The sequence below is a fragment of the Bacillus sp. PK6-16 genome, from assembly GCF_056530295.1.
Map to the genome: position 1 here is coordinate 5,255,275 of NZ_CP096511.1, position 14,726 is coordinate 5,270,000.

The window sequence follows — 14,726 nt, forward strand, 5'->3', positions numbered from 1 at the left end:
AGTATGAATTTAGAGAGAGAAAGGTGACAAAAGGGACAGTTCAAGTTGAACTGTCCCTTTCATATTCTTATGATAATTTATGAAGAACTAATGCATTACTTAATGTTGCAAACTCTTCAATAGATAGCGTTTCGCCTCTTCGCTTTGGATCAATTCCTACTTCTGTTAAAATTCGATCCAATAACTCCTTATCTTTCGGGAAACCATTTAAATTATTTGATAAATTATTCATTAAAGTTTTACGGCGCTGTGCGAAACTTGCTCGTACTACTTCAAAGAAGAACGTTTCATCTGTCACCTCTACAACCGGTTTAGGACGCTTTAGAAGGCGGATAATTGCAGAATCAACGTTTGGCTGTGGTACAAACACTGTACGCGGTACAGTCATAACTGTTTCAACCTCTGTATAATACTGAATGGCAATCGATAAAGAACCATACTCTTTCGTTCCAGGTTTAGCAGCTAAACGATCTCCAACTTCTTTTTGCATCATAACAACAAATCCACGAACTGGTAACTTTTCTTCAAGCAATTTAAATAAAATTGGCGTTGTAATATAGTATGGTAAGTTAGCTACTACCATTACATCTTGCCCTTCTTCAAATTGCTCATTAAATACTTCATGTACATCTGCTTTTAGTACGTCTTTATTAATAACTGTAACGTTACCATATGGCGCTAACGTCTCATCTAAAATTGGTAATAGTCTTTGATCAATTTCAAAAGCCACTACTTTTTTAGCACGCTTTGCTAATTGCTCTGTTAATGCACCAATACCTGGTCCAATTTCAATTGCACCACTTTCTGAACCAATTTCTGCATGATCGACAATACGATTTAATACATTTGTATCAATTAAAAAGTTTTGTCCTAAACTTTTTTTGAATGAAAATCCATACTTTTCAACAATGTCTTTTGTACGATTTGGCGTTGCGATATCCTTCATTTTTTTTCCTCCTGTATTACTTGCTTATAAGCTTCTGCAAATGATTCCTTTGAAACTTGAAACATCTGTAATCGTTTATGTAACTGTTTTGCATTTGTATAACCAATCTTTAATAGCTTACCCATTCTTTCTCTGCGGCTCTTTGCCATTTCTCCGCCCACTAAGCCTGCATCGACTAAATCACTCCAACTAATTTCACTTGTGTAAGCTTCCATTTCTTCATGTATATTCTCTAGAGCGCGGCGAATCGACTCATTAGAAGCGTGTTCGATTCCAACACCCTTTTTCCTTTTAGCAAGCGCTTCTTCCTTCGGTAAAAAGGCATGCTTACAGCCAGGAACCTTGTCGGAAATAATTTTTCGAATACGCTCTCCAGGATAATCCGGATCTGTGAAAATAATAACGCCCCTTTTTTGCTGCGCTAATTTAACTTGCTCAATAACATGATCACCGATTGCTGAACCGTTCGTTTCAATTGTATCCGCATCAACAGCACGCTTAATCGCAACTGTATCATCTTTACCTTCTACAACGATAATCTCTTTTATTTTCATGCTTGCCTCCACACTCATTTCGTCTCTACTTAGTAAAACAAAAAAATGACGACTTTTCCATTATTATTTTCCCCATTCTTATATTTTAAAAAATAGAATAGAAAAATCTTTGTTCTCTGTCCTTATTGTAACACTTCATCATTCACATTTATTTTCTTCATCACTTCTACTAGTTCTTCTCAAAATAAAAAAGAACAGGTTTCCCCATTCTTTTTTATTCAACACCAAATAAAACTTTTGCATTTTTAGTTGTCATTTCTGCTACTTCCTCATAAGAAATTCCTTTTAAATTCGCAATTTCTTCTGCTACGAGTTTTACATAACTCGGTTCATTTCGTTTCCCTCGAAATGGATGCGGTGTTAAATACGGACAATCCGTCTCTATTAACAATTTCTCTAATGGAATCTCCGTAGCAACCTCTTTGGGCTTCTTAGCGTTTTTAAATGTAACTGGTCCACCTAACGAAATTAAAAAGTTCATATCAACACATCGCTCTGCTACCTCTACGCTGCCGCTAAAGCAATGCATAATGCCTCCTACTTCAGCTGCATTCTCTTCTTCTAGAATATCAACAATATCTTGAGTTGCATCGCGGTTATGTATAATAATCGGCAATTTTACTTTTTTCGCTAATGCAATTTGTTTACGGAATACTTCTTTCTGTATTTCTTTTGGAGACTTATCCCAGTGATAATCTAAGCCCATTTCTCCAAGTGCAACGACTTTAGGATGAGAAGCAAGTTCTTCTAACCAAACTAAATGTTCTTCTGTCATGTCGATTGCATCAACTGGGTGCCACCCAACCGCAGCGTAAATAAAATCATAGGCCTCAGCTAATTCCATCGCCTTTTTTATCGTTACTTCATCAAAACCAACAACAACTGTATAAGTAACTCCCGCTTCTTTCATTCGGGCAATAACCTCTTGCAAATCTCCTTCGAATTGCTCTGCATTCAAATGTGAATGTGTATCAAACAACATAATACATAACTCCTTTTATATTGAAATCAAGTTTATTCTACAAAAATAAGTTCTTTAATAACTTAACGATAACAATACTACAATCTTAATGCAAAAATAGAGAGTGTAAAAAGAAAAAAGACGCTTCACACATGTTACACGTGAAACATCTCTTTTCTTGTCTTAATTACTTGATTTTTGTACCATTTGGTAGATTTTGGTCAATTGATGCTAATGACAATACGCCATTCTCTTCGCCCGCTAAAATCATACCTTGCGATAATTCACCGCGTAATTTTACAGGTTTTAAGTTTGTTACACAAATAACCTTTTTACCTTTTAGGTCTTCCGGCGAATAGAATTTTGCAATTCCAGAAACAACTTGACGCTTTTCTGTGCCTAAGTCTAGTTGAATTTTTAACAACTTGTCTGCTTTTTTCACAGGTTCAGCAGATAGTACTTCAGCTACGCGTAATTCTACTTTAAAGAAATCATCAATTGTAATTTCTTCTACCTTTGGTTCTTCTTCTTTTTTCTCTTCTACTTTAGGAGCAGAGCTTTTCATTTGTTCTTTAATGTACTCTACTTCCACTTCCATTTCTAAACGAGGGAAAATTGGGTTTCCTTTTTCTACTTTTGTTCCAGCTGGAATGCAGCCAATTGTAGATAGACTTTCCCAAGATTTATGAGCTTCATCAGTAAGGCCAAGCTGAGCAAACATCTTGCTTGGTGCTACTGTTAAGAATGGCATAAGCATAATACCTGTTTGACGAAGTACTTCTGCTAAATGAGCCATTACAGAGGCTAACTTTTCACGATCATTCTCATCTTTTGCTAATACCCATGGTTGTGTTTCATCAATATATTTATTCGTACGACTAACTAGTTGCCAAATAGATCCTAACGCTACAGAGAACTCCATATTCTCCATTGCTTCTTCTACTTTTTTCAAAGTATCTTGTGCAAACGCTACTAACGTTTCATCAAATTCCGTCACATTTGCTTTAAATGCAGGGATTTCTCCGTTAAAGTACTTATCAATCATAGCTACTGTACGATTTAATAAATTACCTAAGTCATTTGCTAAGTCGAAATTAATACGCTCCACAAATCCTTCTGGTGTAAATACGCCATCAGATCCAAATGGAACTTCACGAAGTAAGTAATAACGTAATGCATCTAATCCGTAACGATCGATTAATGTAACTGGATCTACTACGTTTCCTTTTGACTTACTCATCTTTCCATCCTTCATTAAAATCCAGCCATGAGCAAAGACTTTCTTCGGAAGAGGTAAATCTAATGCCATTAAAATTATCGGCCAATAAATTGTATGGAAACGAACAATTTCTTTCCCAACTAAATGCACATCTGCAGGCCAGAATTTTTTATATTTCTCTTCATTTGCTGTTCCATAACCTAACGCCGTAATATAGTTAGATAATGCGTCAACCCATACGTAAATAACGTGTTTTGGGTTACCAGGAACACGAACTCCCCAGTCAAATGAAGTACGAGAAACTGCTAAATCTTCTAATCCTGGTTTAATAAAATTATTAATCATTTCATTTTTACGAGACTCCGGCTGAATGAAATGTGGATTATCTTCATAGAACTTTAATAGTCTGTCGACATATTTACCCATTCTAAAGAAATAAGATTCTTCACGAACAAGTTCTACATCATGACCACTATCTGGGCTTTTTCCTCCAACTACTTTGTCGCCTTCCATAATTGGATCTACTAATTGATGCTCTGTATAGAACGTCTCATCTTGTACAGAATACCAACCTTCATATTCATCAAGATAAATGTCACCTTGATCTACTAATTGCTTAAAGATTTTTTCGACAACATCTTTATGACGATCTTCAGTTGTACGAATAAAATCATCATAAGAAATATCCATCTTCTCCCAAAGCTCTTTAATTCCTGCAACAATGTTATCAACATATGCCTGTGGCGTAATATTTAACTCTTCTGCTTTCTTTTGGATCTTCTGTCCATGCTCATCAGTTCCTGTTAAATAATGCACATTATAACCTTGCATACGCTTATATCGTGCCATCGCATCTCCTGCTACTGTCGTATAAGCATGTCCAATGTGTAATTTTCCACTTGGATAATAAATTGGGGTAGTAATATAAAAGGACTTATTTTCCTCTGTCATTGTTTTGGACCTCCCGAATAACCTCATATGTATTTATAAACAGTATATCAAAAACTCATATATAAAGTGAAACTTTAATCAGTAGGGTTTTTGTTCCTCCCCACTAATTATTAGCCCACGTTAATTTGGCTTTTACGAGCAGCCCAAATCTAACTTTTCTTCTTTACGCCAACCTAATTTTCAATTTAGGTCTTAATACTCGATATCTTTATCATCTATTGCTCATATTTCAAAAAAATATACAATATCTACTTTAAATTTATTATTTTTTCAGAAAATAACGTAAATAATTGTGGAATTTCCTCTCAATCTATTATATATAAGAAATAAGAAATCTATAAATCTTTTTAAAAAATATAGAATTTAAGAATTGACGGAAATGTAAATGATTGGTATCATATGTCCATAGGGTATTTTGTCGAAAAATGACGAATCTAAAAATAGACTCGAAACTTATAAACTATTTATTTAGGAGGAAAAAAATTATGAAATCTACTGGTATTGTTCGTAAAGTTGATGAATTAGGTCGTGTAGTAATTCCAATCGAATTACGCCGTACTTTAGGTATTGCAGAAAAGGACGCTCTTGAAATCTATGTTGATGACGAAAAAATCATCTTAAAGAAATATAAACCAAACATGACTTGCCAAGTAACTGGTGAAGTATCTGACGGTAACCTTTCTTTAGCTGAAGGTAAAATCATCTTAAGCAAAGAAGGCGCTGAGCAAATCTTAAACGAACTTCAAGATTATATCGAAACAGCAAAATAAGCTTCTCAATTATGAGAAGCTTATTTTTTATCGACATGATAGATTTGATATACATCTCTTTTCGACAAATCTCGATCTTTAGCGACTGTTTTAATCGCTTCTTTTGAATTCATACTTTTTTCATTTATATAATATTCAATATGATCATATACCGAAAGAGATTCCCACCATTGTTCTTCTGGAGCAGGTTCTTCTGTTGAACCAGCTACTAAAATACAAAACTCACCACGTACTTCATTTTGCTTCGTCCACTCAATTGCTTCTTCGATTGTTCCTCGAATAAATTCCTCAAATTTTTTCGTTAACTCTCGACATAATACAATCTCTCTATTTCCCAACACTTCCTGCATCGAAATTAAAGTATCATCTAAACGATGAGGTGCTTCATAAAACATCATTGTAGTTTGTACATAACGAAGCTTTTCTAACTCCATCTTCCGTTCCTTTTTGTTTCTCTGCAAGAAACCATAGAAATAAAACTGCTTTGTTTCAAGACCGGATGCAATTAATGCTGTAAGGGCTGCATTTGCTCCAGGAAGCGGAATTACATGATATTGCTCAGCTACTGCCTCAACGACAATATCGTAACCTGGATCAGAAATACACGGCATACCAGCGTCACTAACAAGTGCTACATTCTTTCCATCCTCTAATTTCTCTAATAGTTTCTTCCCACTTACTTCTTTATTGTGCTCATGATAACTCGTGACAGGTGTTTCAATTTCAAAATAATTACAAAGTTTTTTCGTTTGTCTCGTATCTTCAGCAGCAATTAAATCAACTTCTTTTAAAATTCGGATTGCACGAAATGTCATATCTTCTAGATTTCCAATAGGAGTTGGTACTAAATATAAAACTCCCTTTTCATTTTGTTGAAAGCTTTTTTGTTGCCACATAGCGTTCTCCTTTTTGCATATATGCCTCTTTTTGTTTTCTCGTTAATTGCTTAAAGTAATACTCCGCTTGCATAGCTGTACGCTTATCATCGTGGGTCTCTACATATTTTAAAACGACAGGAAGCCTGACGCGTGTATACTTAGCCCCTTTGCCGCTATTATGAGTCTGAATTCTCTTTTCTATATGGTTTGTATATCCAGCATAATAACTTCCATCAGAGCACTCTACCACATAAAAAAAGTGCTTATTCTTCTCCATATAAAATTGAACGCAGCTCCTTTGTATATTCGTTATTGTTCTCATATACAACGAGAGGCGGTAAAATTTTCAAATCTGCATTTCCATCCTTAATTCCTTCAATTAACAATGTATTTGCTTCTTTTCCAACCTTAGGATAAACAAATTGCACACGCTTTGGTTCAATTTTATATTTACGCATTAATGTGACAATGTCTAGTAATCGCCCTGGACGATGAACAAACGCTACTTTCCCACCTTGTTTTACTAACTGACTACTTGCAGATACAACATCTTCTAATGTACACATAATTTCATGACGAGCTATCGCTAAATGTTCATTCATATTTTTCTCTGAAGTTTGAGGTGTTTGAAAATATGGTGGATTACATGTAACAACATCATATTGATGACGCCCAAGTTTCTCTGGCATATCTTTCAAATCTCCATGTATGAGGTGAATTCTTTCTTCCAACCCATTGTATTGAACACTTCTTACTCCCATATCATATAAGCGTTCTTGAATTTCCACACCAGTAATATTTCCTTTTGTTCTTGTACTTAATAGAAGGGGAACAACCGCGTTACCTGTACACAAATCAAGTAAATTCCCCTTTTGAATTGGTACCCATGCAAAATCTGCAAGTAAAACGGCATCTAAAGAAAAATTAAATACTGATGGGCTTTGTATAATCTTCATGTCTTGTGCTAATAAGTAATCTAAACGTTCATCTTCATATAAATTCATATACTGCTCCTTTTCTTACCCTTAACCTACCCTATTTCATGTATAAAAAATTACCTTTCCAATTATAATTGGAAAGGTAATTTCACTTTTTATTTAAGAATGAAAGACAGAACAAACAATCTCCCTCTTTACGTACACTTCCATAATGTAGATTGCAAATATGAAAACCTTCTTGATATAGTCTCGCTAAATTGTCATAGCCTTCACCAATATCTGTTTTCGGCTTCACTTCTTTACGTTTTTGAGTTTTTTGTTTTTCTTTATTCTGCACTTCTTCAAAACGGTGTCGCAAATTGTTATTTTCCATTTTTATATGCTGGTTTTCTTCCAACAACTCTGCAAGATGCTGTTTTAACTCTCCCAACTGTTTATATAAATGTCCAATTTGCTCTTCCATACTAGAAACCGATTCAAAAATATCTTTTTTCTCCACAAGCACCCACCTCATTAATCTGTGGTTTGACTCGAAACGACCCCTTTATTCACTAACTCATCTAACGTATATTCTACTATCCGTTCCTTGTCTACTAGTTCCACTTGAATTAATCTTTCTAAAATATTTAATCCGATAACACGGCCAGTACCATGCGGGGTTTGTATACGTTGATCTAAATCAGGAAGTTGTTCCTTTGCTGCCTCATATTCATCATTCTCATATTTTAAGCAACACATTAAGCGACCACATAAACCAGAGATTTTTGCAGGATTTAATGATAAATTTTGATCCTTTGCCATTTTAATGGATACAGGTTCAAAATCCCCTAAAAAAGTAGAACAACAAAGCATACGACCACATGGACCAATACCACCTAGCATCTTCGCTTCATCACGAACACCAATTTGTCTTAGTTCAATTCTTGTTCTAAAAATTGCGGCTAAGTCCTTCACTAGTTCGCGGAAATCGATCCGACCATCCGCAGTAAAATAGAAAATAATCTTATTACGATCGAATGTATACTCTACATCTACAAGTTTCATATCAAGATTATGCTCTACTACCTTTTGTTGACAGACTTGATATGCTTCTTTGGCAGCATGTTTGTTCTCTTCAACAATGGTACGATCATTTTCATTTGCAATACGAATAACCTTTTTTAGCGGTAATACAACGTCGTTTTCATCAACTTGTTTTTTGGTAATAACTACTTTTCCGTATTCAATACCTCTTACCGTTTCTACAATGACAAACTCATTTTCAGAGATATCGAACTGGTTTGGATCAAAGTAATATACCTTTCCGGCCTTCTTAAAGCGAACACCTACTACATCATACAAAACGGTCATCCCTCCTGCAACCGCAACACTAACTGTTCGAACACAAGCTGCGCATTTACATTAGCGTTGATTCTATTTTTTGCCTCTAATATATTAAAGAGAGCTGATACAATGCGCTTCTGAGCATAGGAAAACGATTCAAACATCTCTTTCTGCTCATGAAAAACAAGACGATCTTCTTCTCCAAGTTGAACATATAATAAATCCTTATAAATAAGGAGTAACATATCTAAACCTTGCTGTAATTGTTCTTTCTCTCCAAAGTGTTTTCCCCATTTTTCTTGTACAAAAAAAATAGAGGTTTTATCTTTTTCGAGCGCTTCACATAATTTTATCACTAAAGCTCGTGCTTGTGCAAACCATTCATCACTACATAAAGCTAAAGCTTCATCAAAACTATTTGTAAGTTGAGCAGCAAGTGTCGATAAAGATGCTGTAATCCCTTCATCCTGTAATCTTCTAATTAAAGATTCCGTAGGTAACGGTCTAAACGTAACAACTTGGCAGCGAGATAAAATCGTATTTAAAATTTGATGACTTTGTTCAGTAAGTAAAATAGCAGTTGTATCACTACTTGGTTCTTCTAAAAATTTCAAAAGTGTATTTGCCGCATTTGCTGTCATACGATCTGCGTGCTCAATAATATATATTTTTTTATTTGCCTCTAATCCTGTTTTGGAAAACTCTTCTTGTAAATCATGAATTTGCTGCTTCTTAATAGATAATCCGTCTGGTTTTACAATATGTAAGTTAGGGTGGTTACCTGAATCAATTCGCTTACAGTTTGTACATACATGGCAGGGCTCTACTCCATTCCGCTCAGAACAGAGGAAACTCTTTGCCATTTGAATTGCTGTCGCAAACTTTCCTGTCCCTTTCCCTCCCTCTAACAAGTAAGCGTGGGATATACGCTCTTTTGCAATGCTATTCATCAACATTTTTACACCGATGGGTTGTATAGCAGAAAGCTGCTCCCACGTCTTCGTCATAATGCATACCTCACTTATTTCATTCTTTCCTTCTATTATAACAATTTATCTTCTATAATCTGAACAACTTCTTCTATAAGTTTTTCCATCGGTTGATCAGCATTTACCAATACAATACGATCCGAGAAACGTTCTACAACTTGTAAATACCCTTCGCGCACACGTTTATGGAAAGAGATATCTTCCATATCTAGTCGATTTACTTCACGTCCTGCATCTTTTTCAATCCGAGCCAAACCAACCTCAGGCTCAATGTCTAGATAAATTGTTAAACTAGGCATACAGTCCTCTGTTGCGAAACGATTTATTTCAAATACCTTATCCATACCCAATCCTCTTGCATAGCCTTGGTATGCTAAAGAGCTATCTATAAAACGATCACATAACACGAGGTATTTCTCATTAAGTGCTGGCATAACTTTTTCTACTAAATGTTGTCTGCGCGCAGCAGCATAAAGAAGCGCTTCTGTACGTGCTTCCATCATCGTATATTCTTGTTTATGTAAAATCGTCCTAATGTCCTCAGAAATTGCAATACCGCCTGGTTCCCTTGTCGCCATTACCTTTTGTGCTTTTTGTTCAAAATATGGCAATAAACTTTTAATTAACGTTGTTTTACCTGAACCTTCTGGGCCCTCAATTGTTACAAATAATCCCTTCATCCTAAAACCTACTTTCTATATCATACACTTTCATATATTTCGTATTACCTTGAAAACGAGCTCCTGCTCTTTCTAAATACATAATTTGCTCTTTATGCTCTGAAGTAATTCTCTCTCCATACATAATTAATGGAATTCCAGGTGGATACGGAATCACCATTTCCGCCGCTATCATTCCAACAGCATCTTCTATAGATACTATCTTTGTTTCATATCCGTCTAGTTGTTTATACGTATACGGTAAAAGAGAGAATTCACCATTATAAGTATAACGAATAGATTCCCTCTTGTCTTTCACCTCATAATGTTGCAATGCTACTCGGATCATCTCTATAACCTTCATATATCCCTCATTTACTTGTAACGGTAAAATAAATAGGACATTGTACGGATCAGCCATCTCTGTATATATACCGACCTTTTCAAATACAGACTGTAATTCGTACCCTGATAACTGACAACGAGTTTGTACGGTGACCTTTAACTCATCTTGCAACGGATATTCTAAAATGGCGATTTGGGGAATAGAACGTAATTGTTCCTTAAATCTTCGTAAAAACTCAACAATTTCACTGTGACCTTCTTCTTTTATACGCGCCATTGTAAAGCGTGCTATATCCAAGGAAGCCATAATTGGATACGATGGACTACTAGATTGTAGCATACTTAAATAAGTAGTAACCTTATCTTCGTCTACTAAATGACTATTTATATGTAAATAGGAACCCATTGTCATTGCGGGTAATGTTTTATGTGCAGAATGAACTACAATATCTGCACCATATGTTAATGCTGACTTCGGGAATGGTTCTCCCAAACATAGATGTGCCCCATGTGCCTCATCTACCAAAACAGGGATTTTATGTGCATGTGCAAAAGCGATGCTTGCCTCTAAATCCATCCCCGTACCATAATAATTAGGATGCGTTAAAATAAGTGCTTTCGCATTTGGATACTTTCCAATTGCGTTCTTAATAATTTCATTACGAACTCCCACTGGTACGTTATAAGCTTCATCAATCCATGGATCTAAAAAAATGGGATTTGCTCCCGCAAGTTTTAAACCATTAATAATTGATTTATGACAATTTCTTTGTACAAGAACAATATCATGTTCCCCGCAACAAGACAAAATCATTGCTAAGTTCCCGACTGTTGAACCATTAATTAAAAAATAACTTCTCTTTGTATTATAAACTTCAGCCAATAATTGTTGTGCCTCATCTATACATTCAAACGGACTATGCAAATCATCTAGTCCTGCTAATTCAGTTACATCAATAGATAGAATACCTTTAAACTCTCTTATTGCCTCCTGAGGGAAGTTTAAACCATTCTTATGACCAGGAACATGAAAGGATAACGGCCCTCTTTCTTTAAACTCTATTAACGCCTCATATAAAGGCATACGATTTTGATTCATCTACATCTCTTCCTTATTATTCATTCTCTATCTATTATACAGAACAAAAAAAATAATAGGCATATGCCTATTTAAAAATATGATACTTCTAATTTTCGAAGCTGCTTTAAATAATATATATATTTCGGATCATCTGTCTCTGTATTCACCATATCCTTTTCACATTCATGGCATATTAAATTATTATAAACATATATACCTTCTTTTCTTTTTGTCTCACAAACAATACAAACTTCACTTTGTAATTTCATAATCTTCCCTCCCTATTTAAGTGAACCTATTTTATACTTCTAATCCTTAACAATTTACAGAAAAATATACACCCAGCTTTTATATAATATGATTAACTCTTGGGCAACGTGTTTGTATTTCCATTACTTCTTTCCCATTCTTTTTAACAATACAAAAAAACACAAGTCAAATGACTTGTGTTTTTAGTTGCTTGGCGACGTCCTACTCTCACAGGGACAAGGTCCCAACTACCATCGGCGCTAGAGAGCTTAACTTCCGTGTTCGGTATGGGAACGGGTGTGACCTCTCTGCCATCATCACCAAACTATGAAGGCATATTCCTTCAAAACTAGATAACATTTGCTACATATTATATGGTTAAGTCCTCGATCTATTAGTATTCGTCAGCTCCACATGTCACCATGCTTCCACCTCGAACCTATCAACCTGATCATCTTTCAGGGATCTTACTAGCTTACGCTATGGGAAATCTCATCTTGAGGGGGGCTTCATGCTTAGATGCTTTCAGCACTTATCCCTTCCGCACATAGCTACCCAGCTATGCCCTTGGCAGAACAACTGGTACACCAGCGGTGCGTCCATCCCGGTCCTCTCGTACTAAGGACAGCTCCTCTCAAATTTCCTACGCCCACGACGGATAGGGACCGAACTGTCTCACGACGTTCTGAACCCAGCTCGCGTACCGCTTTAATGGGCGAACAGCCCAACCCTTGGGACCGACTACAGCCCCAGGATGCGATGAGCCGACATCGAGGTGCCAAACCTCCCCGTCGATGTGGACTCTTGGGGGAGATAAGCCTGTTATCCCCGGGGTAGCTTTTATCCGTTGAGCGATGGCCCTTCCATGCGGAACCACCGGATCACTAAGCCCGACTTTCGTCCCTGCTCGACTTGTAGGTCTCGCAGTCAAGCTCCCTTATGCCTTTGCACTCTACGAATGATTTCCAACCATTCTGAGGGAACCTTTGGGCGCCTCCGTTACACTTTAGGAGGCGACCGCCCCAGTCAAACTGCCCACCTGACACTGTCTCCCGGGTCGATAAGACCCGTAGGTTAGAATTTCAATACAGTCAGGGCGGTATCCCACCAGCGCCTCCACCGAAGCTAGCGCTCCGGTTTCAATGGCTCCCGCCTATCCTGTACAAACTGTACCAAAATTCAATATCAGGCTACAGTAAAGCTCCACGGGGTCTTTCCGTCCTGTCGCGGGTAACCTGCATCTTCACAGGTACTATAATTTCACCGAGTCTCTGGTTGAGACAGTGCCCAAATCGTTACACCTTTCGTGCGGGTCGGAACTTACCCGACAAGGAATTTCGCTACCTTAGGACCGTTATAGTTACGGCCGCCGTTTACTGGGGCTTCAGTTCAGAGCTTCGCTTACGCTAACCCCTCTCCTTAACCTTCCAGCACCGGGCAGGTGTCACCCCCTATACTTCGCCTTACGGCTTCGCAGAGAGCTGTGTTTTTGCTAAACAGTCGCTTGGGCCTATTCACTGCGGCTTTCCGTTAAGAAAGCACCCCTTCTCCCGAAGTTACGGGGTCATTTTGCCGAGTTCCTTAACCAGAGTTCTCTCGCACACCTTAGGATTCTCTCCTCGCCTACCTGTGTCGGTTTGCGGTACAGGCACCTTTTATCTCGCTAGAAGCTTTTCTTGGCAGCGGGGAATCAAAGACTTCGCTCCATAAGGAGCTTCCCCATCACAGCTCAGCCTTCATGATAAGCGGATTTGCCTACTTATCAGCCTAACTGCTTGGACGTGCACAACCAATCGCACGCTTCTTCTATCCTTCTGCGTCCCTCCATTGCTCAAACGATAAAGAGGTGGTACAGGAATATCAACCTGTTGTCCATCGCCTACGCCTGTCGGCCTCGGCTTAGGTCCTGACTAACCCTGAGCGGACGAGCCTTCCTCAGGAAACCTTAGGCATTCGGTGGACGGGATTCTCACCCGTCTTTCGCTACTCATACCGGCATTCTCACTTCTAAGCACTCCACCAGTCCTTCCGGTCTGACTTCACTGTCCTTAGAACGCTCCCCTACCACTGATACCATTGGTATCAATCCGCAGCTTCGGTGGTGTATTTAGCCCCGGTACATTTTCGGCGCAGAGTCACTCGACTAGTGAGCTATTACGCACTCTTTAAATGGTGGCTGCTTCTAAGCCAACATCCTAGTTGTCTAAGCAACTCCACATCCTTTTCCACTTAATACACACTTTGGGACCTTAGCTGGCGGTCTGGGCTGTTTCCCTTTTGACTACGGATCTTATCACTCGCAGTCTGACTCCTAAGGATAAGTCATTGGCATTCGGAGTTTGACTGAATTCGGTAATCCGATGAGGACCCCTAGTCCAATCAGTGCTCTACCTCCAAGACTCTTACACTTAAGGCTAGCCCTAAAGCTATTTCGGGGAGAACCAGCTATCTCCAGGTTCGATTGGAATTTCTCCGCTACCCACACCTCATCCCCGCACTTTTCAACGTGCGTGGGTTCGGGCCTCCATTCAGTGTTACCTGAACTTCACCCTGGACATGGGTAGATCACCTGGTTTCGGGTCTACGACCACGTACTAAACGCCCTATTCAGACTCGCTTTCGCTGCGGCTCCGCCTCTTCAGCTTAACCTCGCACGGGATCGTAACTCGCCGGTTCATTCTACAAAAGGCACGCCATCACCCGTTAACGGGCTCTGACTATTTGTAGGCACACGGTTTCAGGATCTCTTTCACTCCCCTTCCGGGGTGCTTTTCACCTTTCCCTCACGGTACTGGTTCACTATCGATCACTAGGGAGTATTTAGCCTTGGGAGATGGTCCTCCCAGATTCCGACGGAATTTCA

Annotated in this window: 14 protein-coding genes and 2 rRNA genes (1 of these 16 running past the window's edge); 1 reads left to right on the plus strand and 15 read right to left on the minus strand. The window is 38.0% G+C overall.

Annotated features, from left to right (window positions below; genetic code table 11):
• Positions 1 to 67: 67 nt before the first annotated feature.
• The 4 genes from rsmA to metG form a co-directional block, all read right to left on the minus strand.
• Entirely contained in the window at positions 68 to 946 is an 879-nt protein-coding gene (gene rsmA, locus M1D66_RS27045; protein ID WP_000651548.1) for a 16S rRNA (adenine(1518)-N(6)/adenine(1519)-N(6))-dimethyltransferase RsmA, read from the minus strand.
• On the minus strand, positions 943 to 1,500 hold the full coding sequence (rnmV, locus tag M1D66_RS27050; RefSeq protein ID WP_000692835.1) for a ribonuclease M5: 558 nt from the start codon (positions 1,498 to 1,500) through the stop codon (positions 943 to 945). The genes rsmA and rnmV overlap by 4 nt, the downstream gene beginning before the upstream one ends.
• A 214-nt stretch (positions 1,501 to 1,714) precedes the next feature.
• Entirely contained in the window at positions 1,715 to 2,482 is a 768-nt protein-coding gene (locus M1D66_RS27055) for a TatD family hydrolase (protein ID WP_000895852.1), read from the minus strand.
• A gap of 166 nt (positions 2,483 to 2,648) precedes the next feature.
• Complete coding sequence (gene metG / locus M1D66_RS27060; protein WP_000134133.1) at positions 2,649 to 4,631, minus strand: methionine--tRNA ligase; 1,983 nt, start codon at positions 4,629 to 4,631, stop codon at positions 2,649 to 2,651.
• A gap of 485 nt (positions 4,632 to 5,116) precedes the next feature.
• Between metG and M1D66_RS27065 the strand changes: the two genes are divergently transcribed.
• Entirely contained in the window at positions 5,117 to 5,401 is a 285-nt protein-coding gene (locus M1D66_RS27065; RefSeq protein ID WP_000843036.1) for an AbrB/MazE/SpoVT family DNA-binding domain-containing protein, read from the plus strand.
• 20 nt (positions 5,402 to 5,421) lie between these two features.
• On the opposite strand, the gene rsmI is transcribed toward M1D66_RS27065, so the two are convergent.
• The 11 genes from rsmI to M1D66_RS27120 all read right to left on the minus strand — a co-directional run.
• The gene (gene rsmI / locus M1D66_RS27070) at positions 5,422 to 6,297 is read right to left on the minus strand and encodes a 16S rRNA (cytidine(1402)-2'-O)-methyltransferase (protein WP_000267821.1); all 876 of its coding nucleotides are present in this window, start codon (positions 6,295 to 6,297) and stop codon (positions 5,422 to 5,424) included.
• A complete protein-coding gene (locus tag M1D66_RS27075; protein ID WP_000414350.1) occupies positions 6,266 to 6,556 on the minus strand; it encodes a GIY-YIG nuclease family protein in 291 nt (96 codons plus the stop codon). Before M1D66_RS27075 ends, rsmI begins: the two co-directional genes overlap by 32 nt.
• Positions 6,543 to 7,283, minus strand: a complete 741-nt coding sequence (locus tag M1D66_RS27080) for a tRNA1(Val) (adenine(37)-N6)-methyltransferase (RefSeq protein ID WP_001055366.1) — start codon at positions 7,281 to 7,283, stop codon at positions 6,543 to 6,545. Before M1D66_RS27080 ends, M1D66_RS27075 begins: the two co-directional genes overlap by 14 nt.
• A gap of 82 nt (positions 7,284 to 7,365) precedes the next feature.
• Entirely contained in the window at positions 7,366 to 7,716 is a 351-nt protein-coding gene (yabA, locus tag M1D66_RS27085) for a DNA replication initiation control protein YabA (RefSeq protein WP_000412063.1), read from the minus strand.
• A 14-nt stretch (positions 7,717 to 7,730) separates the two neighbouring features.
• Positions 7,731 to 8,558 carry a PSP1 domain-containing protein gene (locus M1D66_RS27090; protein WP_000272429.1) on the minus strand — a complete coding sequence of 276 codons (828 nt, stop codon included), beginning with the start codon at positions 8,556 to 8,558 and terminating at the stop codon, positions 7,731 to 7,733.
• 5 nt (positions 8,559 to 8,563) lie between these two features.
• The gene (gene holB, locus M1D66_RS27095) at positions 8,564 to 9,547 is read right to left on the minus strand and encodes a DNA polymerase III subunit delta' (RefSeq protein WP_000169561.1); all 984 of its coding nucleotides are present in this window, start codon (positions 9,545 to 9,547) and stop codon (positions 8,564 to 8,566) included.
• A 35-nt stretch (positions 9,548 to 9,582) separates the two neighbouring features.
• Entirely contained in the window at positions 9,583 to 10,209 is a 627-nt protein-coding gene (gene tmk / locus M1D66_RS27100; protein WP_000677217.1) for a dTMP kinase, read from the minus strand.
• A gap of 1 nt (position 10,210) precedes the next feature.
• Positions 10,211 to 11,632 carry an aminotransferase class I/II-fold pyridoxal phosphate-dependent enzyme gene (locus tag M1D66_RS27105; protein WP_242554908.1) on the minus strand — a complete coding sequence of 474 codons (1,422 nt, stop codon included), beginning with the start codon at positions 11,630 to 11,632 and terminating at the stop codon, positions 10,211 to 10,213.
• 71 nt (positions 11,633 to 11,703) lie between these two features.
• Positions 11,704 to 11,883, minus strand: coding sequence for a sigma factor G inhibitor Gin (locus tag M1D66_RS27110; protein WP_000776278.1), 180 nt, complete (start codon positions 11,881 to 11,883; stop codon positions 11,704 to 11,706).
• Positions 11,884 to 12,072: 189 nt separating this feature from the next.
• Positions 12,073 to 12,188: ribosomal RNA gene (gene rrf / locus M1D66_RS27115) — 5S ribosomal RNA — on the minus strand.
• A 49-nt stretch (positions 12,189 to 12,237) separates the two neighbouring features.
• Positions 12,238 to 14,726 (minus strand): 23S ribosomal RNA (locus M1D66_RS27120); it runs 433 nt beyond the window's last position.

Coding starts and splice junctions, on each gene's coding strand:
- metG (WP_000134133.1), bottom strand. CDS start 4,631: ATGACAGAGGAAAATAAGTCCTTTTATATTACTACCCCAATTTATTAT.
- rsmA (WP_000651548.1), bottom strand. CDS start 946: ATGAAGGATATCGCAACGCCAAATCGTACAAAAGACATTGTTGAAAAG.
- rsmI (WP_000267821.1), bottom strand. CDS start 6,297: ATGTGGCAACAAAAAAGCTTTCAACAAAATGAAAAGGGAGTTTTATAT.
- M1D66_RS27080 (WP_001055366.1), bottom strand. CDS start 7,283: ATGAATTTATATGAAGATGAACGTTTAGATTACTTATTAGCACAAGAC.
- holB (WP_000169561.1), bottom strand. CDS start 9,547: ATGACGAAGACGTGGGAGCAGCTTTCTGCTATACAACCCATCGGTGTA.
- M1D66_RS27105 (WP_242554908.1), bottom strand. CDS start 11,632: ATGAATCAAAATCGTATGCCTTTATATGAGGCGTTAATAGAGTTTAAA.
- tmk (WP_000677217.1), bottom strand. CDS start 10,209: ATGAAGGGATTATTTGTAACAATTGAGGGCCCAGAAGGTTCAGGTAAA.
- M1D66_RS27055 (WP_000895852.1), bottom strand. CDS start 2,482: ATGTTGTTTGATACACATTCACATTTGAATGCAGAGCAATTCGAAGGA.
- M1D66_RS27075 (WP_000414350.1), bottom strand. CDS start 6,556: ATGGAGAAGAATAAGCACTTTTTTTATGTGGTAGAGTGCTCTGATGGA.
- rnmV (WP_000692835.1), bottom strand. CDS start 1,500: ATGAAAATAAAAGAGATTATCGTTGTAGAAGGTAAAGATGATACAGTT.
- M1D66_RS27065 (WP_000843036.1), top strand. CDS start 5,117: ATGAAATCTACTGGTATTGTTCGTAAAGTTGATGAATTAGGTCGTGTA.
- M1D66_RS27110 (WP_000776278.1), bottom strand. CDS start 11,883: ATGAAATTACAAAGTGAAGTTTGTATTGTTTGTGAGACAAAAAGAAAA.